The sequence below is a fragment of the Desulfosediminicola sp. genome, from assembly GCF_048381775.1.
Classification (GTDB): Bacteria; Desulfobacterota; Desulfobulbia; order Desulfobulbales; family Desulfocapsaceae; genus Desulfopila; species Desulfopila ganghwensis.
The window spans coordinates 26999-50848 of the sequence record NZ_JBLXGE010000004.1; the positions used below are offsets into that span (position 1 = coordinate 26999).

The 23850-nt window shown below is 49.3% G+C and carries 17 protein-coding genes; 10 read left to right on the forward strand and 7 right to left on the reverse strand.

The window, feature by feature from the left end; translation table 11 throughout:
• The first annotated feature begins 131 nt into the window (after positions 1 to 131).
• Both ACN5NT_RS07845 and ACN5NT_RS07850 read left to right on the forward strand, forming a co-directional pair.
• Positions 132 to 1877 carry a DUF4080 domain-containing protein gene (locus ACN5NT_RS07845; protein WP_419175060.1) on the forward strand — a complete coding sequence of 582 codons (1746 nt, stop codon included), beginning with the start codon at positions 132 to 134 and terminating at the stop codon, positions 1875 to 1877.
• A gap of 140 nt (positions 1878 to 2017) precedes the next feature.
• On the forward strand, positions 2018 to 3199 hold the full coding sequence (locus ACN5NT_RS07850; protein WP_419175061.1) for a 3-phosphoglycerate dehydrogenase family protein: 1182 nt from the start codon (positions 2018 to 2020) through the stop codon (positions 3197 to 3199).
• Positions 3200 to 3426: 227 nt separating this feature from the next.
• Here the strand turns inward: ACN5NT_RS07850 and ACN5NT_RS07855 are convergent, their stop codons facing one another.
• Entirely contained in the window at positions 3427 to 3693 is a 267-nt protein-coding gene (locus ACN5NT_RS07855; protein WP_136797892.1) for a hypothetical protein, read from the reverse strand.
• Between ACN5NT_RS07855 and ACN5NT_RS07860 the strand changes: the two genes are divergently transcribed.
• From ACN5NT_RS07860 to ACN5NT_RS07885, 6 genes are all read left to right on the forward strand, one after another.
• Positions 3692 to 4633, forward strand: coding sequence for a DUF362 domain-containing protein (locus ACN5NT_RS07860; RefSeq protein WP_136797891.1), 942 nt, complete (start codon positions 3692 to 3694; stop codon positions 4631 to 4633). The two genes, ACN5NT_RS07855 and ACN5NT_RS07860, sit on opposite strands and share 2 nt — an antisense overlap.
• Before the next feature lie 58 nt (positions 4634 to 4691).
• On the forward strand, positions 4692 to 5444 hold the full coding sequence (gene fabL / locus ACN5NT_RS07865) for an enoyl-[acyl-carrier-protein] reductase FabL (RefSeq protein WP_136797890.1): 753 nt from the start codon (positions 4692 to 4694) through the stop codon (positions 5442 to 5444).
• A 122-nt stretch (positions 5445 to 5566) separates the two neighbouring features.
• On the forward strand, positions 5567 to 6166 hold the full coding sequence (locus ACN5NT_RS07870) for a Maf family protein (protein WP_419175062.1): 600 nt from the start codon (positions 5567 to 5569) through the stop codon (positions 6164 to 6166).
• 396 nt (positions 6167 to 6562) lie between these two features.
• A complete protein-coding gene (locus ACN5NT_RS07875) occupies positions 6563 to 9955 on the forward strand; it encodes a cyclic nucleotide-binding domain-containing protein (protein WP_136797888.1) in 3393 nt (1130 codons plus the stop codon).
• Between the two features lie 38 nt (positions 9956 to 9993).
• Positions 9994 to 11781, forward strand: a complete 1788-nt coding sequence (locus tag ACN5NT_RS07880) for a DnaB-like helicase C-terminal domain-containing protein (protein WP_136797887.1) — start codon at positions 9994 to 9996, stop codon at positions 11779 to 11781.
• A gap of 282 nt (positions 11782 to 12063) precedes the next feature.
• Entirely contained in the window at positions 12064 to 12402 is a 339-nt protein-coding gene (locus ACN5NT_RS07885) for an EAL domain-containing protein (RefSeq protein ID WP_419175063.1), read from the forward strand.
• A gap of 29 nt (positions 12403 to 12431) precedes the next feature.
• Here the strand turns inward: ACN5NT_RS07885 and trmFO are convergent, their stop codons facing one another.
• From trmFO to mutL, 3 genes are all read right to left on the reverse strand, one after another.
• Positions 12432 to 13748, reverse strand: a complete 1317-nt coding sequence (gene trmFO, locus ACN5NT_RS07890) for a methylenetetrahydrofolate--tRNA-(uracil(54)-C(5))-methyltransferase (FADH(2)-oxidizing) TrmFO (RefSeq protein WP_136797885.1) — start codon at positions 13746 to 13748, stop codon at positions 12432 to 12434.
• 77 nt (positions 13749 to 13825) lie between these two features.
• Positions 13826 to 14275: a 3D domain-containing protein gene (locus tag ACN5NT_RS07895; RefSeq protein WP_419175064.1), complete on the reverse strand. Its 450-nt coding sequence runs from the start codon at positions 14273 to 14275 to the stop codon at positions 13826 to 13828.
• Between the two features lie 101 nt (positions 14276 to 14376).
• The gene (mutL, locus tag ACN5NT_RS07900) at positions 14377 to 16380 is read right to left on the reverse strand and encodes a DNA mismatch repair endonuclease MutL (protein ID WP_419175065.1); all 2004 of its coding nucleotides are present in this window, start codon (positions 16378 to 16380) and stop codon (positions 14377 to 14379) included.
• A 253-nt stretch (positions 16381 to 16633) separates the two neighbouring features.
• On the opposite strand from mutL, the gene ACN5NT_RS07905 reads away from it, so the two are divergent.
• On the forward strand, positions 16634 to 18370 hold the full coding sequence (locus ACN5NT_RS07905; RefSeq protein ID WP_419175066.1) for a penicillin-binding protein 1A: 1737 nt from the start codon (positions 16634 to 16636) through the stop codon (positions 18368 to 18370).
• A gap of 112 nt (positions 18371 to 18482) precedes the next feature.
• Here ACN5NT_RS07905 and ACN5NT_RS07910 read toward each other — a convergent pair whose 3' ends face one another.
• From ACN5NT_RS07910 to ACN5NT_RS07920, 3 genes are all read right to left on the reverse strand, one after another.
• On the reverse strand, positions 18483 to 19748 hold the full coding sequence (locus ACN5NT_RS07910) for an inorganic phosphate transporter (protein WP_136797881.1): 1266 nt from the start codon (positions 19746 to 19748) through the stop codon (positions 18483 to 18485).
• A gap of 9 nt (positions 19749 to 19757) precedes the next feature.
• Entirely contained in the window at positions 19758 to 20444 is a 687-nt protein-coding gene (locus ACN5NT_RS07915; RefSeq protein ID WP_136797880.1) for a TIGR00153 family protein, read from the reverse strand.
• A gap of 425 nt (positions 20445 to 20869) precedes the next feature.
• Positions 20870 to 22945: a metallophosphoesterase gene (locus ACN5NT_RS07920; protein ID WP_136797879.1), complete on the reverse strand. Its 2076-nt coding sequence runs from the start codon at positions 22943 to 22945 to the stop codon at positions 20870 to 20872.
• A gap of 357 nt (positions 22946 to 23302) precedes the next feature.
• Here ACN5NT_RS07920 and ACN5NT_RS07925 point away from each other — a divergent pair, with 357 nt between their 5' ends.
• Positions 23303 to 23809: a methylated-DNA--[protein]-cysteine S-methyltransferase gene (locus ACN5NT_RS07925; RefSeq protein ID WP_419175067.1), complete on the forward strand. Its 507-nt coding sequence runs from the start codon at positions 23303 to 23305 to the stop codon at positions 23807 to 23809.
• The last annotated feature ends 41 nt before the right edge of the window (positions 23810 to 23850 follow it).

Below are 23850 nucleotides of genomic sequence, written 5' to 3' on the forward strand. Positions count from 1 at the left end.
GATAGGCCTTAAATTTTTGTCTCAGATTATGAAGAAGAGGTTTTGCCGTCAGACTTGACCGTCACTCCCACTTCACTATATTGTTTTCATAGCAGAAAAAACGTCAAATTATTTCATCCGAGTAGAAACTAATGATAATGAAGGCGCAACGCCAAGAAAAAAACAACGATCTTCAATCGGGCCGTAAAATCAAGTTGGTAGCCCTCAATGCCAAATTCATACATTCATGTCTGGCACTTTTTTATGTGCGCAATGAATTGCGCAGGAATTATCCCGAGGCAGAAATTGAAATTCTGCAGTTGACCATCAACGACAATATGTACGAAAGCCTTCTGCGAATCACAGAGGATCAGCCTTTTGGGGTCTTTTTCTCGGCAGCTATCTGGAACAGCGATAAAACAGAGCAGCTGGTGCGAGACGTGCGGAACTGTCTGCCGGATTGTCGGATCGTAGTCGGAGGCCCACAGGCAGGGGTGCTTTCGGAGAGCCTTGAACAAGGGCTGTGCAGTATGGTTGTGGGTGAGTTTGAGGGAATTGATCCCGCATTTTATGCTGATCTCGATAGCGGTGAACTCAAGCCGAAATACCAGGGATCTTTTTTTAAGCTGCCAAAGAGGACACTTGATTATCCCTTTTGCGAAGATGATTTTGAGGATCACCTGAAAAACCGGCATATTTATTATGAGACATCAAGAGGTTGCCCCTATGCATGCACCTACTGCCTGTCAGCGGCTGAAAGAGGGCTTTTTCATAAGGATCTTGAGCAGGTAAAAGCTGAGCTACTGGATATTCTCAAGTATAAACCGAAAGTTGTACGCTTTGTTGACAGAACCTTCAACGACATACCGGAGCGGGCCTACGCCATCTGGGAATTTCTTATCGAGCAGGATTGCGACACCCTGTTTCATTTCGAGATCGCACCGGATAGGTTTAGTGAAGAGATGCATGAACTGCTGAAAAAGGTGGAGCATGGGCGATTTCAGTTCGAGATCGGTATTCAGTCAACCAATGATGAGACGCTGACAGCTATCCGCAGACGAATTGATAAGGTGGCTGTGCACCCAATCATCAAGCGCCTGGCGGAGTTGAACACCATTCATCTTCATGTGGATCTCATCCTCGGCCTGCCATACGAGACCGAAGAAAGTTTTGCCAGATCGTTTGCAGATGTTTTTGCCATGGGAGCCCACTATATTCAGATGGGATTGTTGAAAATTTTACCAGACACGCCTATCTGCCATGGGGCTGATGAATATGGTTACCGACACAGCAGTCATCCACCATATTCGATATTTGCCAATAAATGGCTCAATCATGAGCAGGTCAGCGAACTGTACTGGTTGTGTGAGTGTGTGGAAAAATTTTATAATAATCGATATTTTGTCTCGTTCTGGGCATATTTGCGCCTGCAGGATGAAGATATTTACAATTTTTTTAGCAGGTTACTTGAAGTGGGGGAGCGAAGCGGGTTTTTGCATCGAGCCTTGACCCAGGAGACCCTCTGTTCGATTCTGTATCAGCTCTGTCAGGATCGTTCAGATCGGGAACTGATTGTTGAGCTATTGCGATACGATTGGCTGCGTTGCGGCTTTCGAAAGCTTCCCGATTTTCTGGATATTCCTGAAAATGAGGAGGATATGGTCGCAACCAGGGACCTGTTATTCAAAGAGTTACCAGACAATTTTACCGGAGTGTTTGCATATAAAAACCGAAATCAGTTTTTTAAGCGGTCGGTGTTTTTGAAAATTTCCAGTCAGGCTGCGAGATTTCTGCAACTTGACGAAAGGGGTGCTCAGGCGTTGCGAATTGCATTTTTGCAGGAGCGCGAAAAGACTCTTTATGGGCACAATGCAGTTCTGAGTTTTCCGGCAGGCTGAAAATCGGGATGAATACAATCCGGCAAATGAGACAGGCACAGCAACTCCGGGCAATCGACGGGGAAGTATATCAATGAGCGGTAACGACTAAAACCTTTTGAATTTGCCACGGCAAAGGGGGGGGAGGAGCAATGGTCAGCATGAGGATAAAGAAACTGAATGTCATCGCTCCTGAGGGACTGCGTTTGCTCGGGGAGGAATTTACCGTAACCGCCGACGAGGCAAATCCCCATGCCATTCTGGTGCGGAGTGCGCAGGTTGATGTTGGCCTGTATCCTTCGCTCTATGCCGTGGCGAGGGCTGGTGCGGGGGTAAATAACATCAACGTTGCGGAGGCTACCAGCAGAGGTATTTGTGTATTCAATACTCCGGGTGCCAATGCCAATGCCGTGGTGGATCTGGTATTTCCGATGATAGGCGTCTGGAAGCGCAATATTTATCGGGGTATTCGCTTTTGTGAGTCTCTTGCCGATTTGAAACCAGGCCAGGTAGGTGAAGTGGTTGAGCAGCGTAAAGCCGCCTTCAAGGGAGAGGAGATCGGTGGCAAGAATCTGGCGGTTGTCGGCCTGGGGCAGATAGGTACCAGGCTGGCCAACGGCGGAATCCAGCGACACATGAACGTGAAAGGGTACGATCCATCGCCTGCAGTAGAAAATATCCATCAGCTTTTCCCTGCAGTGAGACTCTGCGGTACTTTAAGGGATGCCATTGGCGACGCAGATATCGTTTCGATTCACCTGCCCTTGAATGACAGGACCAGGTATCTTATAAATGCTGAATTTATAAGCAAAATGAAAAAAGGTTCTATCCTGGTCAACTATTCCAGGGAGCAGATTGTGGATGAAGAGGCGGTTATAGAGGCGCTTGATCAGAATCGGCTTGAAGCCTACCTCACAGACTTCCCTACCTCACGGAATGTGGGGCATGAGAAAGTGCTGACAACACCTCATCTCGGCGCCTCCACTTCAGAATCGGAAGAAAATTGTGCCAAAATGGCTGCTAAAGAGCTGAGAGCTTACTTGAAATACGGTAACGTGGTGCACAGTGTAAATTTTCCTAATATAGAATCCATACCCACCGATGATATCCACACCCGCCTGATAGTGATCAATCGCGATGTGCCGGGGATGATCGCCTTCGTTTCAAATGTCTTTGGCAATCACCAGATAAACATTACCAGTTATCTGAACCGGTCCAATGGGACTGTTGGCTATAATATTATTGATGTGGAAGGGGATATTCCAGCACAGCTTGTCATAGAAGTCGAGAAAAATGAAGATGTTATAAGAACCAGGTTGATTCACTTCAAAACAGCTGACTGAGGCCGTTTGCCGTCGTAGTAAAAAAAACATGACGCGTAGGTTGCTGTTATTTTGTGACAGGTGTGAAAAATTGGCGGTGATGACTGCTAATGTACAAAAAATTGTATGATTTGGCCTATTTTAAGCTGCCACGGGAAGAGTGTTCAATAGTGTAAGTGGCCGATATATAAGTCTAAGTCATGTTTGTTGCGCGAGGTGGCACGGATGGTGCAAGGGTTATTATGCTTTTATCTCTTCTCTCCTTTCTCCTGAGAAAGACCGACCTTGCTCCCCGCTCGGTCGGTTTTTCTTTTTTTATCCTTCCGATGTTGTACTATCCAGCCGAAAGATTTCGTCTCAAGGCTGTGAACAGTCGCATTACCTCCAGCTATTTTCCCACTGATATGCTCCGCCTGTGAGACTTGTTCATCACGGGTCGCGTTCTTATCTCTATTGAACAATGGGCTTGATCGTCCTGTATATAATTCGATTTCACCGTTGATACCTTCCGCCATGACTTCATACCAGAAAAAACACCAGGTTATTCTCAGCCGGTGCCCCGATTACGAACGGGCAAGACTCGGCGATACGTTGAATAGCGTTATGTCATCACTGGTATTACCGCAAAATACCAGCGGGTTGCGGGTGCTGCTTAAGCCCAATTTCGTCAGTAGCAGGGGGCAGGAAATTGCCTGCACCAACGTTGAGTTTTTACGGGCTGCTGCTATTTGGTTTAGAGACCATGGGGCGAAGGTTACAATTGGTGATTCTCCAGCCTTTGGTTCCACCAGATCAGTGATGGATAATTATGGTATGACTGATCTACTGGCGGATATCGGATGTGAACCCGTAAATTTCAGTCGTCCTGTCGTTCGTGTCGTCGGGGACGGCATTTCCCTGGGTATTGCCAGAGAGGCATTTGAATGTGATCTGCTGGTGAATCTGCCAAAGCTGAAAGCACACAACCAGATGTTTGTCACAGGTGCGGTGAAAAACCTGTTTGGAACAGTAGTGGGCATCCAAAAAGCCGGGTTGCATATGCGTCATGGTAGCTCACATGACGAGTTCGCCAATATTCTTCTGGAACTGTCGGAGATTTTGCCCGACAATATTTCATTGGTCGATGGCATCAGGGTTATGCATCGATCCGGCCCGATGGATGGAGATCCCTTGAGTCTCGGGTGTGTGGGCGGTGCTCATAGCGCGGTGGCTCTGGATACTGCCCTGTTGAGCGTTCTTGAACTGCCGTTCGATGAAAGCCCCCTTTGGCGGGTGGCAGCTGCGGCCAAACACTCTGGTGCAGATCCGAAAAGCATTGATTATGTCATGGAGCATCCCGAAAGCTTCCACGGTTCAGGGTTTCGGGCTCCGGAAGGATTGAATCCCATCCGATTCAATCCTTTTCGCCTTATGATGAGCACCATAAGAAAAGTGAAAATCGCTCTCCGCGGCTGACATATTTCTATAAAAAAGAGTTTCAACAGTACATTTGAACCGGCGAAGGATGTTTCCAATGATAAATGTACAAGGAAAGGTGGCCCTGATTACCGGTGGTTCCCGTGGTATTGGTCGGGCTGTTGCTCTGCGTCTGGCCGAGAACGGGGCCGATGTAGTTGTCAATTACGTGCGTCATAAAGGCGATGCCGAACAGACTGCGAAACTGGTAGAGAAGGCTGGGGCCAGGTGCCATGTGGTGAAGGCGAATGTGGCTAAAGAAGAGGATCTTGCCAGAATGTTCGCTGAGATTGAACATATCTTCGGGCGTCTTGATATTCTGGTAAGTAATGCTGCCTCCGGTGTCCTGAAGCCGGCATTGGAGTTGACTGCACGGCACTGGGACTGGGCAATGGACATTAATGCCCGTGCTCTTTTGTTTCTGGTGCAGCATGGCATGCACCTGATGAGGCCAGGAAGCAGGGTAATGGCTATTTCAAGCCTGGGCGCGGTCAGGGGTATCGAAAATTATACCACTGTGGGAGCTTCAAAGGCAGCTCTGGAGGCACTGGTGAGGCATCTTGCCGTGGAGCTGGGACCTAAAGGTATTCTAGTGAATACCATCAGTGCGGGCGCTGTTGACACCGATGCCTTGAAACATTTTCCCAACCGGGAAGAAATTCTCAGGAAATCTGTTGAAGCTACTCCTCTTGGCCGACTGACAACCCCCGGTGACGTAGCTGATATCGCCTTGTTCCTATCCAGCGATCTTGCCTCCATGGTGCATGGGCAGGTAATAATTGTCGATGGAGGCTATGCTGTTCATGGCTGACAGTGTACATTAACCTTTCAGGATATCAGAAAAGTTGTCCTTATAAGGATATTGACGAAGCGACCGGAGTTAAAAAATCTCGTCGTTTTGGTATATAGAAAAAATTCAAGCACGTACGATTTATGATTTACAGAACTCTCAAACCATTTGTTCTCGCTTCAAATTCACCACGAAGAAAAGATTTTCTCACCGACCTGGGCCTGGATTTCAGGATTGAAGCTCGGGAGATAGATGAGTCGCCCCTGACAGCCGAAGACCCGACACTCTATGTGGAGCGAATGGCGAAGCGTAAGGCCTCTGTGGTGGCGGATCTCTTTCCGGGGGAATATGTGGTGGCGGCTGATACAGCGGTCTGTCTTGGTGAGACAATACTCGGCAAGCCAGTTGATGAGCAGGATGCGGTTGAAATGCTGTTGGCGCTTTCCGGTCGCAGCCATGTGGTTCGCTCCGGAATCTGTCTCCTGAACAGGCAGTTGAACAGGGAAGTAGTTCTGTCTGTGGCAACAGATGTACACTTTGTTGAGTTTGATGCAGCTGTTGCCAGAAGCTATGTGAAAACAGGTGAGTCTTTAGATAAGGCAGGCGCATACGGTATTCAGGGTAGTGGGGCTTTCCTTGTCGGGCGAGTTTCCGGTTCCTATACCAATGTGGTTGGGCTCCCCTTGGCTGAAACCATTAATGTCTTAAAAAATGAAAAGATTATAGACTCTTCAATCAATTAGGTTGAACCTGTAACTGTAGAAATGGTACAAAGAGCATAAGCAGAGAATAGAGATGTATTCTCTTTTGCAAAAAAGAGTTGTCCATATTTGCAACAGCCCGTTATGAGTGAATTTTTGCTGGTAAATGTTTGTTTCTTAGCCTTTATTCAGTTTTACTGAAGCGGAAAACAGTTTGCAGGCATTCTGTGGTACGCTGATGGCTGATGTGAAGTGGATCGGTACACAAAGAAGAATAGTATGAATGTTATTGATATCCCTTGGAATTCAGAGCAAATTTCAGTACGATATTCACAACTGTTCTTTACGAACTGTATTGCGCCAGATTCTTTAATTATTTTTATCCTTAATTCAAGGCACAAGCCGGTTTGACAGCCCTGTTACAGGAGCCAGAGCTATATGACTGAGGCAGCCACTCAGCAAGAGTATGTTTCCACGCTGAAAACACTCAATAACACCATCGTAACAATTCGCACTTTTCCTGCGAATGCGCCCCAGGTTACCAATGCTGTAGAGCGCGGTTATAAAACGCTAAAGCACCATTTGCGAAATAGGGGAGACTTTTCACTGGCTCTGGTCGGTGATGATTTGCTGCTCTGTGGTGAATTGCTTTCTGAGGGAACGATCCGTTCCATATCCAATCTCCTTGTCTATAGACAACTCGAGCTTTTGGGCAGCCGGAAATGCACCATACAGCCGGGGCTGGATCGAAACAACTTTAATAAGCTACTTGAAGTTTTCAGTGGCAAGGTCGACCAGATTAAGCAGGAGGGTGGTGGTCTCGGTTTTGTCAGAAAGCTTGGAGTTGAGGAATATTTCTTCAAAGATGAGAAGGATGTCGAGGCAGACCAGTCTGTTTCGCCGGAGGCTGAAGTTGTTGAAGGGGGTGTCGCGGTTATGCGTCAGGTCCCAAAAGAGCTGGTCGATGTTCTTCTCGGGCGTGAATCCCGCAAAATTATAGTCGATGAATTGATCTCGATGCTGACTGTGCCGGAAAAGGGAGGGCAGGTTTTTATAGCCTCTCTTAGTGGCATACTGGAGGGGTTGAGACAAAATAAGGTCTTTGCCAATTCCGCGGCTCTCAACCAGATTCTTGGCAACTACGAAAAGCTTGCTGGTGCCGAACAGCGGCAGGATTTCATGCGGACGGCTGCAAATATGGCACTTCAGGAGTTTGAATTGCCGGTGCTTGCGCTGCTGATGAGCCAGGAATTTCAGGTGGAAAGTGGTCGAATTTTCAGTGAGTTCCTGCTGCAGCACATTTCATATGAACAGTTTGCAGGTGTTATTCGTGAATTGAGGAAAAAAAGCTCCCGTTTGCGACTCACAGAAAAGGGTGATTCGCGGCAGCTTCAGTTTTTGAACGGCGCAGTGAAAATGCTGCTGGCTACCCCCAAAGGCAAACAGAACCTGGGCAAAGAGAAAGCTCAGAGTATTCTTGATGCCGGTGAAAAGGCACGAAAAGCCCAGCGGGTCCAGGCAGGACTGCGGGCACTGGTGCAGGGTAATATCGACGTCCTGGACAGCGAAGAGTTTATTGACCACTTGCCGTTTGTGCTACAGAAGATGATAGCTGACGGCATGGAGACCGAGGTCAGGGATGTACTGAACAAGCTGTCGAGCTATTTTGCCGGTGTCGGTGTTGAAGATCAGATCAGCCTTATCAGGAGCCTGGTGCAGATCGGTGAAAACCTTATTGCTGAAGGACACTGGGAGCAGTTCGAATTGATTGCCGAACCTCTTCTGATCTGGTTGAGGGATTCAGACACAGCGGATGGTATTTATGAGAGAGCGTGTGTCTGTCTGCAGGCATTTATGGGTCGGTCCTGGCAGGATGGGAAGAACCGTAATGGTGACAGAGTGTTGTCCATGCTCTATCGTATTCGTTCGGGCAAGCTCAATAAACATGACAAGATTCGTGAAATGGTCGGCAGGGTTCAGGGCCGGAAAATCGACAGGGAGCTACTCGCTCACCTATTGACCGAATGTCTTGAGAATCCCAAAGATGAGGTTGTATCACGTCGGCTTATATTGCAGGGCCCTGTTGCATCACGCTTTCTGGTTGAGCGCATGATGCAGGCCGAAAGCGCTCAAAACAGATTTAAAATCATAGATCTGCTTACCTATGGTGAACAATTTCTGCCCGATATAATTATTGAATACCTGGCAGAACCAATGCCCTGGTATGGCAAGCGCAACTTGCTGAAGTTGTTGGGGGAGACAGGAAGAAAAGAGCACCTTGACGCAGCCTATCCATATCTGCAGCACGAGGATATGCGTGTTCAGCGAGAGGCATTCAACTGCCTGTACAAGATTAGCGATGATGAACGCAAAAATGTCCTGCTGAAGGGTCTGGGCGACGCCGGTGAGGCAATGAAGCTTCAGATCATGAAGGCGCTTGCTCCCATGAGTGATCATGAGGTGGTAAAAGGATTGGAGCAGGTTCTCGCGGATTATCAATACTTCAGTGAAGAATTCCGCGATACCCTGCTTATAAGTGCGTGTCGCGTGCTCGCCCGCTGCCCTAAGGCTGAATCGGAGAGAGTGTTGCAGGAGTTTATCGAACAGCGCGGCAATCGTCAGGCCAAAAAAATAGGCAGTGCGGTATGGGACGCTGCCAGGGAGGCGGTAAACCACCTGGAAGATTCCCAGCGAGCCGCAGCGGTACGCATGAAGGTAAAACCCGGTCAGTTCCGGGCGGGAGGCAGACGACAACCTGAAGGCGCTAAGGGTGAAGAGCCACGGTTGGTAACAGGGCTTGATGAAGAACGGCAGCTTTACGAGCTACTGGATAAAGGTAAAAAAGCTCCAGCCAGAGAGTTGTTGATACGCCTGATTGGTAATATGGCCAGGCAGAGACGATTCCCTCAGGCAGAAAAGCTGCGTGAATTGCTCATTCAGGCTGATCCGCTTGCCTTGAAGGATATCATGAGGGCAGCGGAACTTATTGAGGATGAGAAACAAACTTCGGTTGGCGGGCTGCAACAGGATGCCTGGCTGGAGTTAACTGATTCCCTCAGTACTGAAGAGTACAGCACTCTGTATCATGCTCTTGAGAGAAAACGTTATGGCAATGAAGAAGTCATTATCCAGCAGGGAGATGAGCAGGGTGCGCTCTATTTTATCAACTCCGGTGGTGCGAAGCTCCATTACCGTCAAAAGAATAGAGAGGTGCTGCTCAAGCTGATGCGACCGGGTGAAATTCTTGGAGCCCATGTCTTTTTCGACGCGTCTGCGTGGACCTTCTCCGCATCAGCACTTGGCCAGACTGACGTTGCTGTGCTGCAGCTTGAACAGCTCAAGCACTTGAGAGAAAATTTTCCGGCACTTGAAAGAAAACTCAAGCATTTTTGTGAACAGTTTGAGAGTACAGGGGAATTTTTTGAACTCAGCGATAGAGAAAGGCGGGAGCATTTACGGAAACCACTGGAGCCGACAGGGGTAACGATGGCCCTGCTCAACGAGGATGAGCGCAGCATTGGTGTCGAGTTAAGGGGAGAACTCATTGATCTTTCCCGTGGTGGTCTTTCTCTGTTGATGCGTATTACCAGAAAAGATAATGCCCGGCTTATGCTGGGTCGTTCCATACAGCTGTTTCTCCCTTATGGGGAAGGCGGCGAGAAGACTATTACCTTCCACGGTCAGATTGTGGCGGTGCGTGAGAAAAACGTGATGCAGATGGAGTACTCCATTCATACCCATTTTTTCAAAGGTCTCACTGAAGCGCAGATCGAGCAAATTACACGATTGGCTGCGCTCAGGAAAATTCCTGACACAATATCAGGGAGCTGATCTGCCCTGATGGTAAAATTCCCAGTCAAGAGAAGTCCATGAGCAACCCTGACGATCCTGTCTCCAGGTTTTACTTTGACCAGTTACGGCAACATGATGGCCATTGGCAGGATCGTGGCATTTATCTCGCCGACTGCCCATTTTGTGGAACCGGCAACGGTTCTCCACCGGCAAAGCTTGTGGTCACGCTGAACCCTTCCAGTTTCTTTCACGGTTATTTCAGATGTTTAGCGCGATGTATTCCTGGTGGCTTCAGCCAATACTTTGGTACATTGACCGGGCTTTCGCCCGAGACTGTTCCCGGTTACGATCCAGACGCGGAGAGCGCGAAAAAATTGCTTGAATTCCCCATGGGGAACTCCAATGAGGAGATGATCTCCTGCCGGGACCGGTTGCGGGAAGAGCCACTGGATTTTTTCCAGCAACTTGGGGTCAGCCGCGAGGTGCTGGCCGAAAATCAAGTGGGGTTTAACGGTCGTTACATTACCTATCCATACATTCAGGCAGATGGGAATTGCTACTCTATTCGCTGTGTTCACCCGGAAAGGGATGATGATTTTTTCTGGCAGGGGGAAGAACATTTCAGCAGCGATCCGTATCGAATCTTTAATTTCACCGATATTGCCCGCTGTACGGATGGAGCCTTGTTTCTGGTGGAAGGTGAGCAGGAGTTGTTGGTGTTGAAACAGATGGGCTACCCCGGTATCGCTGTGCCACATCATCAGGCCTTTGACGCAATCACCCCTGAGTTACTGCACCAGGTGAAAACGGTTTTCGTGCTGATCAGAAACAGTGCAGAAGGAATGAGCGCAGCCCGTGAGATGGCCTCGCGTATAGGTTTCAAGGTGCGTATTCTGCGCTGGCCGTCGAAGTCGGCCAGGAACTTTGGCATATGCGATTTGGCTCGCCAGGAGGGTAAAGGGGTGCGGCAGGTTTTCGGTCAAATGATCCGCAACTCCACTGCTTTTTCTCCGTTTGCCTCACCTGAACGGGAATATTTGCAATTTATTCAGAGGCTGAAAGACAAGGGTGGCGCAGCTTATGAAGGGCTGCGAACAGGTTTCCCGCTATTTGATTCTGCACTGGATGGTGTTCATGGCATCAATATTATTGGTGGCGCTCCCAAGGTAGGTAAGTCGGCTTTCGCTATTCAGCTTGCAAGCCAGATGGCCCAGGCAGGTGTGCCTGTGCTCTATTACGATTTTGAGAATGGTCGCCAGCAGGTATATCAACGTATCCTGAGCCGCCTGAGCAGGCTGGAAGTGAAGCGTCTTACCAGTACCAACCTTGACCCGGATGAGCATGAAGCATATCAGTCAGCTCTGGCCAGGCTCAGACGTATGCTCGATAATTTCAGGGTTATCAATGACCGGAAAGTTAAGCCGGAACTGATGCGCAGACATGTCGACTTTTTGCGGCACGAGACCCGTAAAGATTATGTGGTCGTAGTGATAGACAGTTTGCATAAGCTGCCATTCAAGGATTTGAGTGAGCGCAGAACAGGTATTGACGCCTGGTTGCGTGAGCTTGAGTCGATCCGCGATGAAATGCAGGTGTCTTTCCTGGTGATCTCAGAGCTGTCCCGGGGTGCGGAGAAAGCCTATTCGGAGATGCCACATCTCGGGGTATTCAAGGGTTCCGGCGATATCGAATACAGCGCAGATAATGCCATGGTCCTTTTTAATGAGACCTCTGGTGGCAGCAACCGGTCCTGTGTGTTGCATATCGTTGCCTCAAGAGAATATAGCCCTGGGGCTGTTGCCCGGTACAGGCTTGATTACCCTTATTGGGGTTTTGTTGAAGAGCCCCTGCCGGAAAGCATTTAATTCGTTCACCCTTCGTATAACTGTATTCTTCAGTTATTATCTTAATTGCCACCAATTGCCTTTTCTCCGTCTTTCCTGAGCTGGACCTTTGTTGGAGATCCTGAAAAGGAACTTGATAAAGTTAATCTATCAGTAGACTCCGGAATCATTGCCCGACGGGAAAATGAACAGTGGGTTGACATTTACAAGTAATTCAGCAAGTTGTACTGGAGCGGTTGCCAAAAATGCAATTGCCGGATACAGCAGGTGTGCTCACCAGTGTAGTTACTTCCTGTCATCGCAATGGGGCACACCCTTGGCGTCAAGATGCTGGCAGAAGGTGTGGAAACACTGGAGCAGTTGAACCTCGTTCACGATATGGGCGTGGACGAGGCTCAAGGGTACGTCTTTGCCAAGCCGGTTTCGGCCAGGAAGTTTTTGGAAATGCTCAAGACCTGGGGAAATGAGTCATCGGTATTAAAGATGTGTGGCGCCAGGACCCAACCAATTATAGCGTTCTGTGGGAAGTCTCGTTATGTTCACTTTCCAGCGTACTTTTATTGTATTCTGCAGAAAATGAACCCGCCCGATATGATCATGTGGCATTGCTTGATACTCTACCCATGCCTTGAACTGAGATAAGCTGACGAGACGCCGACAGACTGCAGGGCTTAAATGATCTGGTCACTTTCAAGCCAGTTTTTAAGTGCATCCAGGCCCGCCTCTGCTCGCTTTTCGCCGCGAAACCGTTTCGGTACTTTCTTTTTCCAGGCTGGAAACAGGCCAAAGTTGACATTTGAGGGCTGAAAATGTTTGGGATCGCTTTCCGTCAGATGCCTCACCAGGGCTCCCAGTGCGGTTTCGGGCGGTGGCACGGAAGGTGATTGACCGTTTGCTTTTCTGGCTCCGTTGATTCCAGCCAGCATACCCATCGCTGCGGATTCGACGTACCCTTCCACACCGGATAACTGACCGGCGAGCAGCATATCGGGGCGGGATTTGAATTCGAGGGTTGGCTCCAGCAGTTCGGGGGCGCAGATGAAGGTGTTGCGGTGGATGGAACCGAAACGTACGAATTCAACATTTTCCATCCCGGGGATGAGCCGGAATACCCTGTTTTGCTCGCTGTAAGTCAATTTAGTTTGAAAGCCGACCATATTGTACGTGGTACCTTCCGTGTTCTCCATGCGCAACTGAACTACAGCGTATGGATCTTCACCGGTCCTTGGATCTGCGAGACCAACAGGTTTCATTGGGCCGAAACGCAAGGTTTCATCGCCTCGGGAGCGAATTACTTCAACTGGCAGGCAACCTTCGAAATATTTTGGTTTTTCAAACTCCTTCAAAGGTACACACTGGGCGTTTGCCAGTTCGGTGATGAAATGAAGGTACTGTTCCTGATTCATGGGGCAATTCAGATAGTCGCCCGGGCCGTCATCGTATCGTGATTTTTGGTAGACGATTTCTTTATCGAGCGATTCTGCGCTGACGATTGGGGCTATGGCATCATAAAAGGCGAGGCGGTCTCTGCCGGTCAGCCTGATAAGAGATTCAGCAAGGTTCTCGGAAGTAAGTGGACCAGTGGCCAGAATAACGGTGTTTTCGGTTGGCGAAGGCAGCTCGGTTATTTCCTTGTGAACAATCTCAATATCCGGGTGATTTTTCAGGACCTCGGTGACATAGGCTGAAAATTGCTCGCGATCGACAGCCAGTGCCTTGCCGGCAGGAACCTTACATTCATTTGCGGCCCTCATGATGAGCGAATCGCAGCGGCGCATCTCTTCTTTTAGAAGACCGACTGCAGACCCGATATCGTCAGAACGAAAGGAGTTGCTGCAGACCAGTTCGGCCAGATCAGGGGAACTGTGAGCCGGGCTGAAGCTGTGGGGTTTCATGTCGTACAGGGTAACGGTACAACCTCGTTTGACTGCCTGCCAGGCGGCTTCGCTGCCGGCAAGACCTCCGCCGATAATTTCAATATGCTTCATAATATTTTCAGAGAATACGTGCAGCCCGGTCAGGTAAGCGATAGTGCTTTGTAAACCTGGTCTGCAGGTTGTTTATGTTATGGGTAGTAAATTTCTACTCTAAGTCGTTTTCGGCCCCACTCAAGGGCCTCCTGGTGCGACTTGAAATAGAGGTCGATCCTGTTGCTGCCCTTGATTGCTCCGCCGCGGTCCTCGACCCGGCCCCAGCCATAGCCTGGAACATACATCCTGGTGCCGAAAGGGTAATAGCGGGTATCGGCTGCTATGGTTCCCTCATCGGCCATGATAGCCCAGGGCATCATCCTGTAAGGGATGGTCCATGGTTTTGCGGCAGAATCCATGGAAAAGAGCCCGGGCTGTGGTTCGCTGGGTTTGGTGCCGCTGGCAGTTCGTCCACTATACGGTTGTCCGGCCTGATGCCCCTGGCTTACGTATCTGTTCCACACATCGAGCTTCAGCTTCGACCAGCTGCCGCGCTCCCAGCCACAGCATTGGCCACAGCCGCAATAGGCAGTAGTTTCAATCATTTTGCCGACCGGTTTTTTTGCACAGCCACCAAGCATTGTCAGAAAAATTGCAATAATGATGACACATGCTGTGGGTAGAGGCGTGGAGCAGACAGGGCTTTTTATGTTCTGTAAAACCATTTTTTCAAGTCTTCAGGGCTGAATTGTTTTACGACAGGTCGGCCGTGCGGGCAATGGGAAAAGAGATTCGCCCTGGCCATTCGCATTAGAAGCGCATCAATTTCTTCTACACTGAGCGTGGTGCCGGCTTTTACTGCAGCTTTACATGCCATGGTGGCGAGGATAGTATCGACAATATCACCAGATTCCCGACGTGAACTTTCACTGCCGAACTGTTCGAGCACGTCAATGAATAGATCTGCCGGTCCGACTTTTCCGGTTATGGCAGGAACGGCAGAAATTATCCACGAATTACCACCAAATTCACGGATGGAAAACCCCATGTGTGCCAGTTCCTCCTGATGCTTTTCCACCAGTTGAGACTGGAAAAGTGTCAACTCAATCGTTTCAGGGAAGAGCAGGTTCTGGCTGGCGGTATTTCTACTGAGATATTGCTGGCGAAGTTCCTCGTATATCAAGCGTTCATGGGCGGCGTGCTGATCAATGACCAGTAACCCTTCACTGCTTTTACAAAAAATATAAAGGTCAGCAAATTGGCCGATTACCTGCAAGCCATGGCCGTTATTCTGTTCCGGCAGCAATGATGTTTGCTGGAATGAGACTGTATTCGCCTTTTCCTGCAATGGTTCAGCGGGAATAGGAGGGACAGGTGGAAGCTTTTCGGTCTGTGGCTCCCGGGTGCTGAATCGGGATGTTTCCGGCTCAAAGGCAGCAGGTTGAAAATCATTCGCGTCCAGCTGAGGTTTCATGCCGCTTGAGGTTGGTTTGAAAAAATCAGCTTCAGGCTTTGCGGGCGACTGTTGTTCCGGTTGGTCGGATGTCGCAGTTGTTGGAAAAGAGAGGGGGCTTGCCTGTGCTTTATCTATCAGATCTTCCTGGCTGGGTTCGGATTCAAGAGGCACGAACGGGTTGCCTGCCGGCTGCTCTCGTTCCAGCGGAATAGTTGTCGTCTCGGATCGGGAAGAACCGAACATTGCAGTCTGCAGCCTTCTCTGCTCCCCCAGCATGGCTTTGGCCACTGTTTCGGTTATGAGAGCGTGGATACTGCGGCTGTCGCGAAACCGCACCTCATGCTTGGCAGGGTGTACATTGACGTCCACTTCATCTGCGGGCAAGAGCAGATGCAGCAAACCCGCCGGGTTCTTGCCCTTCATCAGAAAGCCTCTTAAGCCTTCCGCGGCAGCGTGAACCATCATCCTGTCCTTGATTGCCCGACCGTTGACAAAAAGGCGAAGCCGCGCGGGACCCGTATGCAGACGTTCCGGCGGGATCAGGTAACCATAGACCCTCCGTTCGGGGGAATGAACCTGATCGTCGCCAACCTGTATGAACCTGCCGGTGTAGTTGATCAGCTGAGCAAGCCTCTGCTGAAGAGTCAGGGAGTTATCCAGATAGAGGTTACGCTTTGAGTTAACTGTCAGGGAGAAGGTGACATCAGGGTTTGCCAGGGCGTAATTGCGGATGACCTCATCGATGTGATTGAGTTCGGTACGCATGGTACGCAGGAATTTTTTCCTGGCAGGTGTGTTGCCGAACAGGTTTTTGATCTCAAATATAGTCCCAACGCTGCAGCCAGCTTCGTGGACCCTGGTCAGCTTGCCGAATTGAATTTCAGCGCGAGTGCCGAGGTCGGCATCGTGTCGGCGTGAGGTGATGGTCATTTTGGAAACGGAACCGATAGAGGGAATAGCCTCCCCTCTGAACCCGAGGGTATTGATGGCGTTCAGGTCCTTATCGGTTTGTATTTTAGAAGTACCATGTCGCTCAAGGCTGAGTAGCACATCGTCCTCATCCATTCCTTCACCGTTGTCAATGATGCGGATGAGCCGGGTGCCGCCACCCTCGATCTCAACTTCAATGCGGTCTGCACTTGCGTCAAGACTGTTTTCAACCAGTTCTTTGACGACGGAGGCCGGGCGCTCTACTACTTCGCCTGCAGCTATCTGGTTTGCCAACTGCTCAGGCAGGATACGGATTTTAGCCATGAATGAAACGAATTAGAGTTGCTTGTTGAAAGGTAAATGGTACATTTGGGTCTGGTCATTAAAGATACAGAAAGAGCCAATTTTTACCAACACTATTCTCCTTGTGTCAGACGAAAAGAAAAGCAAGTCATCCAAGGCTTCCAGTAAGCCAACCCAGCCTCGCAGGAAACCGCGTAATGAGAAACATATAATCGGGTTTCTGTTTTCAATCTGCCTGCTGCTCACTATATTTCTGGGCAGTTCTCTCTTTATAATGAAGAGCTTGCAGATCCCGGATATTCGCACAGTAGCCAACTACCAACCGGCTGAGGCCTCTATAATCTATGACCGGCACGGCAGAGTTATCGAGCGGGTCTTTGCGGAAAACAGAACCGTTGTGGAGCTTGAGGCCATGCATGAACTGCTTCCGGATGCTTTTGTAGCTGCGGAAGATGGCCGTTTTTATGAGCATAAGGGGCTTGATTTTATCTCGGTAATGCGTGCCCTGGTGGTAAATTTGAAAAGTGGTCGCAAGAGCCAGGGAGGTTCCACTATAACCCAGCAGGTGGCTCGCGGCTTGCTGCTTAGCCCTGAGAAAACATATATCCGAAAGTTCAAGGAGGCGATACTTGCCTGGAGAATAGATACTCTTCTGACGAAAAAGGAGATCCTCTATATCTACCTCAATCAGATATACCTGGGTGAGGGTGCTTTTGGGGTGGAGGCCGCTTCTCAGGTCTATTTTGGTAAATCGGCCTCGCAGCTAACTCTTGGAGAGGTGGCGCTGCTTGCCGGTCTGCCGCAGGCACCCACCAGATATTCTCCTTTGAAGCATCTGGATAGAGCTCGGGCGAGGCAACGATATGTACTCAACAGGATGGCGGATGACGGTTATATTACTCCGGACAAGGCCAGGGTCGCCTATATTTCCAAGCTGAATTTGAGAGCTGGCAAGCGGGGATTTGACCCGGTCAACGGTTATTACCTCGATGTGGTCAAAAAGCAGGCAACTGAGATCTTAGGTCGTCCACTGCAGGAAGCGGGCGCGAGAATCTACACTCACCTCGATCCGAAATTACAGAAAAGTGCTACTCAAGCGGTGGTCAGTGGACTGCGCTCTGCAGGTGTCCGTCAGGCGCTGAGGGATGTAAATTCGCGCCGGATACCGCAGGGGGCACTGGTGTGTATCGAGCGCAGCAACGGCAGGGTAAGGGCATTGGTCGGGGGGGCTGATTATTTTGCATCACCGTTTAACCGGGCGGTCCAGGCAAAACGGCCTGCAGGTTCAATTTTCAAGCCTTTCGTTTTTGCCGCCGCTCTTCAGGATGGATGGAAACCGCTCAGCATCATCAGTGATGCACCTCTTTCTATTTCCGGCGGTAAACATGGCGTCTGGCAGCCGAAGAATTACTCCGGAACATATCATGGGGATACCACCTTAAAGAATGCACTGGCAAACTCCTATAACGTTGCGGCTGTCCGGTTGATGCAAAATGTCGGGGTCAAACGAGTTCATGCCATGGCTGACGCCTCTGGCATTACCGCGAAGATGCCACCAGATCTGTCCCTGGCTCTTGGTACGGTGGATGTTTCTCTGCTCGAGATAACTGCTGCTTATGGACCATTTGTCAACAGTGGTATTTACACCGAGCCGTCATTTATTCGCCGCATTGTGGTGGAGGACAAAGAGCTCTGGCGGGAGTCGCCCATGAGGGTTCAGGCGATGACACCAAGGACCGCACTCAACATGGAAGCCATGCTGGAAGAGGTGGTGACCAATGGTACCGGAAAGCGTGCCGGTGGCTTGCCCGGCGCAACAGGTGGTAAGACCGGTACCACCGATAAAAACAGAGACGCCTGGTTTGTTGGCTTTAACGGTAACTATATCAGTGGAGTATGGGTCGGCCATGATCTGAATCAGACCCTTGGCGACAAGGAAAACGGTGGAAGAACGGCTGTACCCATCTGGAGGGATTTTATGGCAGAGGCCCGGGGGGGCTCTGCCCGCTGAAAAATCAGGAGACCTGGAAATCGCATCTCGGATTGTTGTATAGGTAACAAAAAAGCCCGACTGGTAAAAATACCGGTCGGGCTTGAATCTTTTCCTGCTCTATACTTCCAGGTTAACCAAAGATACCTTTCAGGGTGAAGAATATCAGCATGGCCATGACAGCGCCTGCCGGCAAGGTGACCACCCAGGAAATAATAATGTTTCCGACGACTCGGAGATCAAGCGCGCCGATTCCTCTGGCTAAACCTACACCCAGTACGGAACCTACCAGGATGTGTGTGGTGGAAACCGGCAGCCCTGTCCTGGAGGCGAGGACTACTGTGGTTGCCGCTGCAAGTTCAGCACAGAAGCCGCGGGATGGTGTGAGTTCTGTGATCTTTTTACCGACAGTAAGCATAACCCTGTAGCCGAGGGTGATAAGACCGAGCACGATACCACCGCCACCCAGCAGCAGAATCCAGACAGGCAGATCGGATTCCTGCATAACTTCACCACCGGAACCGACAATACTTACTACAGCAGCGAGCGGTCCGATTCCGTTTGCCACATCGTTTGAGCCGTGGGCAAAGGCCATGGCGCAGGCCGTAAAGAGCATCATCGGGCTGAAAACTTTCTCCACACTGGCGAAGTGGGTTTCCCGGTTGGTGCCGATATCTTCTTTAATATTTCTGATGAAGTACCAGCCCAGCGCAGCTGCCATTGCGCCAATAATGCTCGCGACGGCAAAACTCTGGAGGACGGTGAGATCAACGTTCAGATGTTTGAGTCCCTTGAAGAGGGTGACAAGGGAGATCATGAAGCCCACCATGAAAATGTAAGCCGGCGCATACTTCTTGGCGTTCCTTAGTGGCTGATCCGTGTCGAAAATAAGCTTTCTGGTGCTCATCACCAATAAAAAGGCAATCGTGCCACCAATAGCAGGGGATATTACCCAGCTGGCAACAACGCTGCCCACTTTGCTCCATTTAACGGCTTCGGGTCCGATTCCAACGAGAGCAAATCCGATAAGCGCGCCGATAATGGAGTGTGTGGTTGAAACAGGCCAACCTCTGGTAGAGGCAATCATCAGCCATAGTGCAGCAGCCAGAAGCGATGCCAGCATACCATAAACAAGGATTTCGGGATTGGCAGCGATACCGGAGGGATCGATGATGCCTTTACGAATTGTTGAGGTAACATGGCCTCCAGCCAGTACAGCCCCCATAAATTCGAAGATAATGGCGATGCATATAGCCTGTTTTACGGTGATGGCACCTGCACCAACAGAGGTTCCCATGGCATTGGCAAGGTCATTGGCGCCAATACCCCAGGTCATGTAGAGTCCGAAGATAACCGCCAGGATGACCATGGCGGTTCCATAAGTAGCAATAATTTCCATTTTCCCCTCTTATTTGGACAGGAACAAAAGTACGCGGTCAGCCATATTCTCAGACTGGTCTGAAATGTTGCCAAGAAGTTCGAGTATCTTGTACCAATACATCACAGAAACTGGATCTAATTCAGCCTCAATTTCAAAAAGCGCCCTGCGTGCGCGATGGAGGATGGCGTCGATATTGTGTTCGCTGCGGCGCACACCGGCAATCATTTCGGTGACTCGTGCCATTTCACGTCCTCCAAAGCCAACTTCCAGCAACTCGTCGAGTTGTTCAATCATTTCCTTGGCTTCGGAAGTTACCTCCATGGTTCCCTCAAGCAGCTCGTCAAGATGGGATTTGAGTTTGTCGGGGACAATCATATCCCTGAAGGTGACTATCTGACTGATAGCTTCTGCCGTGTCGGCGATGGAGTCCTGATCGCTGATAAGACCGAGTAAATCTTTTCTGTCTACCGGCATCAATAACGAGGTAGGCATGTTAAGTCTGAAGGTGGATTTGATTTTATCCGCTTCAGTTTCCAGTTCACTGATTTGTCGGGATAAATTTCTGGTCTGTCCTTTATCCTTGGCATAGATTGCGTCGAATAGGGGTGGTACCAGACAGATACAGGAGAACACTGCACGCATGTGTTCCTGAATCGGCTTAAACGGTGAACGTCGGAACAGGCCCGACAGGGGCGTAGTTGATCGCATGATCATTGACCTCTTCACTTTTGTTTTTTTGCCATCAGGCATTTTGGTTCAATTCAAGCTAGAATTGTCTCTCTCCTAACACTAATATTAGGCGAATATTAAAAACAGGTTAAACTAAACCGAACTATCAAGAATTGCCAATCAAATATTGGGCTGCAATTAAGGGTAGATAAATTGAATAAGTACGTTGGACCAGTTAGTTATGGAATCTTTGAAAAAATACTGAATATTAAGATTGTGTTAAGAAAACTATATTACACAAAGAAATTGGCAGGAATTGATCAGGAGGTAATGTGCGGGATCCGGCAGACGAGCAACCGGGATTGACGGCGGAACAACCGCCGGGTGTGACCAGGGGCAGGTGGCGATGATTCCAGTTGGAGTCCAATATGACAACCATTGTGCGGCCTGTATGAACATGGCAATGAAAGTCAGATATTATTTATCAGTTTGGTCAGAGGCTCTGCAGGGTAGGTCAGAGGGATAAGGCCACCTTTCAGCTGTTGTAAAATGGCGGGACCCTCTTGATGGGCGCTGTAGATAATATGGTGGTTCTTGATTGAGCCAACGTTTTTCCAGATTGAGCCGAATGGGTCAAGTGGTGTATGACCGACTATGAAAGGTGTTCCTTTTTTAACCTTCAATGCCTTCCTGAATTTTTTAACATCGCTTTTGGTGTATCCTGCCAGATAATGAGGCCGCTGGAGCCTGTTTTTGGTCACTTCTCTGATGAGTACGGGATTGTCGGCGATATGTACTATGTCATCGTACGTGACCTGAGTACGTGGTGGGGCCGCGTGGCAACCATAAAAGTGTTTGGATTTGACGACATAGGCGAGTTTGTCATACAACTTTTCCATCTCCTGCGCATATTCTTCGCCACGGAGTTCAACCAGGCGGTTACGCATCAGCACTCCCTGAAGAATACCGTTTTTACTGATATTCGTGGCAAAAGTGTCGTGGTTTCCGCGTATGTAGAAGAAGTTTTCAGGAAAGCGAAGTTTGAGTGTTATGATCAGATCCATCAACAGGATTGAGCTATCCATTGACTCCATCTCGTCGAGGAGTTCTGAATGAACTGCATCGCCAAGAATTATGATTGTCGTTGATTTAGATTGCAGGCAATTGAGCAGGCAGTTCTCGGCGATAATTTTTAGCAGGTTATCAACCATTCCATGCAGATCACCGATAATCAGGGGCAACGCGCGCTGATCGAGTTCAATGATTCCTCCTGGCATGCCGTCTCGCCTGGGTGGACGCATTGGTTCATTATCCATCAGGGTGTTGAGTTCCTGAATCCGTTTTAGCGCCACATCAGGCTCAAGCAAAGCGATCGGGCCTCCATAAAGATGCCGTATGGTGATAAAGGCTTTCTGTCGATTTGCCTCGACCTGCTCCCGGTAGTCCAGATCATCAAAACGAACAAGTTTGACACCGTATTTCTCGTCAAGCGGGGTTATGGTCAGATCTCCCCTGTTATTTGTGATAGTGGCGTGGCGATTTGCTACTTGTTCCGAGAACTGAAGAATAGTGTCGTATTCGCTGTTGGCTTTACCGAGGATCACCGTTTCACCAGGAGCGATGCGGACAAAACCGGTGGGGTCTGTGCTTGAGCATGCCTGGGGGGTGTTGATGATCCAGCTCTTTCGTATATCTTTCCGTTTGACTCCCAGTGGAATTTCAGGGTGGAAGCAGAGGCGCTGGTCACCAAGAAGCATTTCGAATGTTCGGCCATCATGGGCGATTCTATTGATCCCCCTGATACGACGTATGTCATTGGTGATAGTAAACCAATTGCCTTGTTTCATACCAATGACCTGCTTCCAGCCTGCCCAGGTTTTAAGGCTCGGGCGTGGTGGGCTATAACTGATCGCCCATTTAGGTATGGTGGCAACGCCCTTTTCGGCTATACGCATCGGCTTGCCCTCAAGCCCTATGCGAATATAAACATTTAAACCAGCCCGATGCAGATAGAGGGCAATTTCCTGGTATGCCTGGATCTGTTTCTGAACAATTTCCTCGGTTAATTCTGTATCAACTGGAAAATAACCGCGGCTCTGACGTTCTTTCCGGCGTCTGTAAATTGTCTCATAGTCGGGAAGAAGGAATTCGAAAATATACCGTTGCCGCCAGTTGGTCTGGAAAAAATATTGCTTTTTAGGCGGAATCTTGAGGCGTTCAAATTCGATTGGTGGCGGAGGATCCTGCTCCAGCCATTCCTTTTCAAAGACAGTAAGAGCTTCTTTGTGCCCGGCAAAAGGCATGCCGAGGTGGACCTCCCGCGGCCTGTAGATCAGCGTCTGGTCTTTCCACCACCCTTTTCGGGTAAGGTCGATATACCCTTCGTTAGGCCACCCTTTGATCTGGTTGATATAATACGATTTTCCAGCTCCCGGTGGCCCGGTTACCACAAGTTGCAGGTATTCCAGACCAATGGGCATCGCCACGCCGCGAATATTCTGGATATCCTTGATCGGTACCAGTATTTTATGTAGAGGGTCTTGCATTTTCACGAGGGGTATTAAAGCGTTAATAGAAATGTAACATAACTTCCTGCCAAGAATACACTTTGTTTGTCTTTGCTGTCAACGCAATGGGATATAAAGTGTCGTATATCTCACCTTAATTAATGATCTGATTCCCCTTAAAGCCCAGCTTCACGAATCGAGGCGTGAGGAGCAAGTAGTTAGGGGGGAGGAGTAACAGCCCAAAGCTAAAGAAGTGTTCCCGGCAACTCAATATAATGAATCGATTTCCGGAGGGCCACATGCCAATCTGCCGCATCTCTCTTCTCACCTCTTTAAGCTGAAGATTGTGGGGAATCAGAGTTTATTATTATAATTTAATTTTCCACATATATAACCATGAATTGTATACAAACCTTCTGTTCGCTTGATCAGGGACCGTTGTCAGGGATATTTTTGACGAGTGATGGTGAAAGCCTGCAATCTTTACAATTTATTATCGGGTCTATCGAAAAGGAGCGACTGTTATCACAACGTAATCCCCGTCATAGCGAGTGTGAACTCCACCGTAGGGCACATGAGCAACTTGAGGAATATATAAATGGAAGATTACGTTCGTTTGACCTGCCAATACAGCTGAATGGCACAGAATTTCAAAGAAAAGTCTGGCACATCATAGAGGATATTCCTCATGGCCAAGTGTTAACATATGGGCAAATAGCTGCAAAACTAGGGAGTCCGGGATTGAGCCGAGCAGTAGGGCAGGCAGCAAACAAAAACCCGATTCCGCTCATTATACCCTGTCATCGGGTAGTGGGAGCGGGAGGGAAACTTACAGGCTTTGCAAGCGGTGTGGAGCTGAAGTCGTATCTGCTCAGCCATGAGCGGCGTGATCGACTTTGGTAAGGGAAAAAAAGCCGATCCACCGCTGAACAAACGGTAGATCG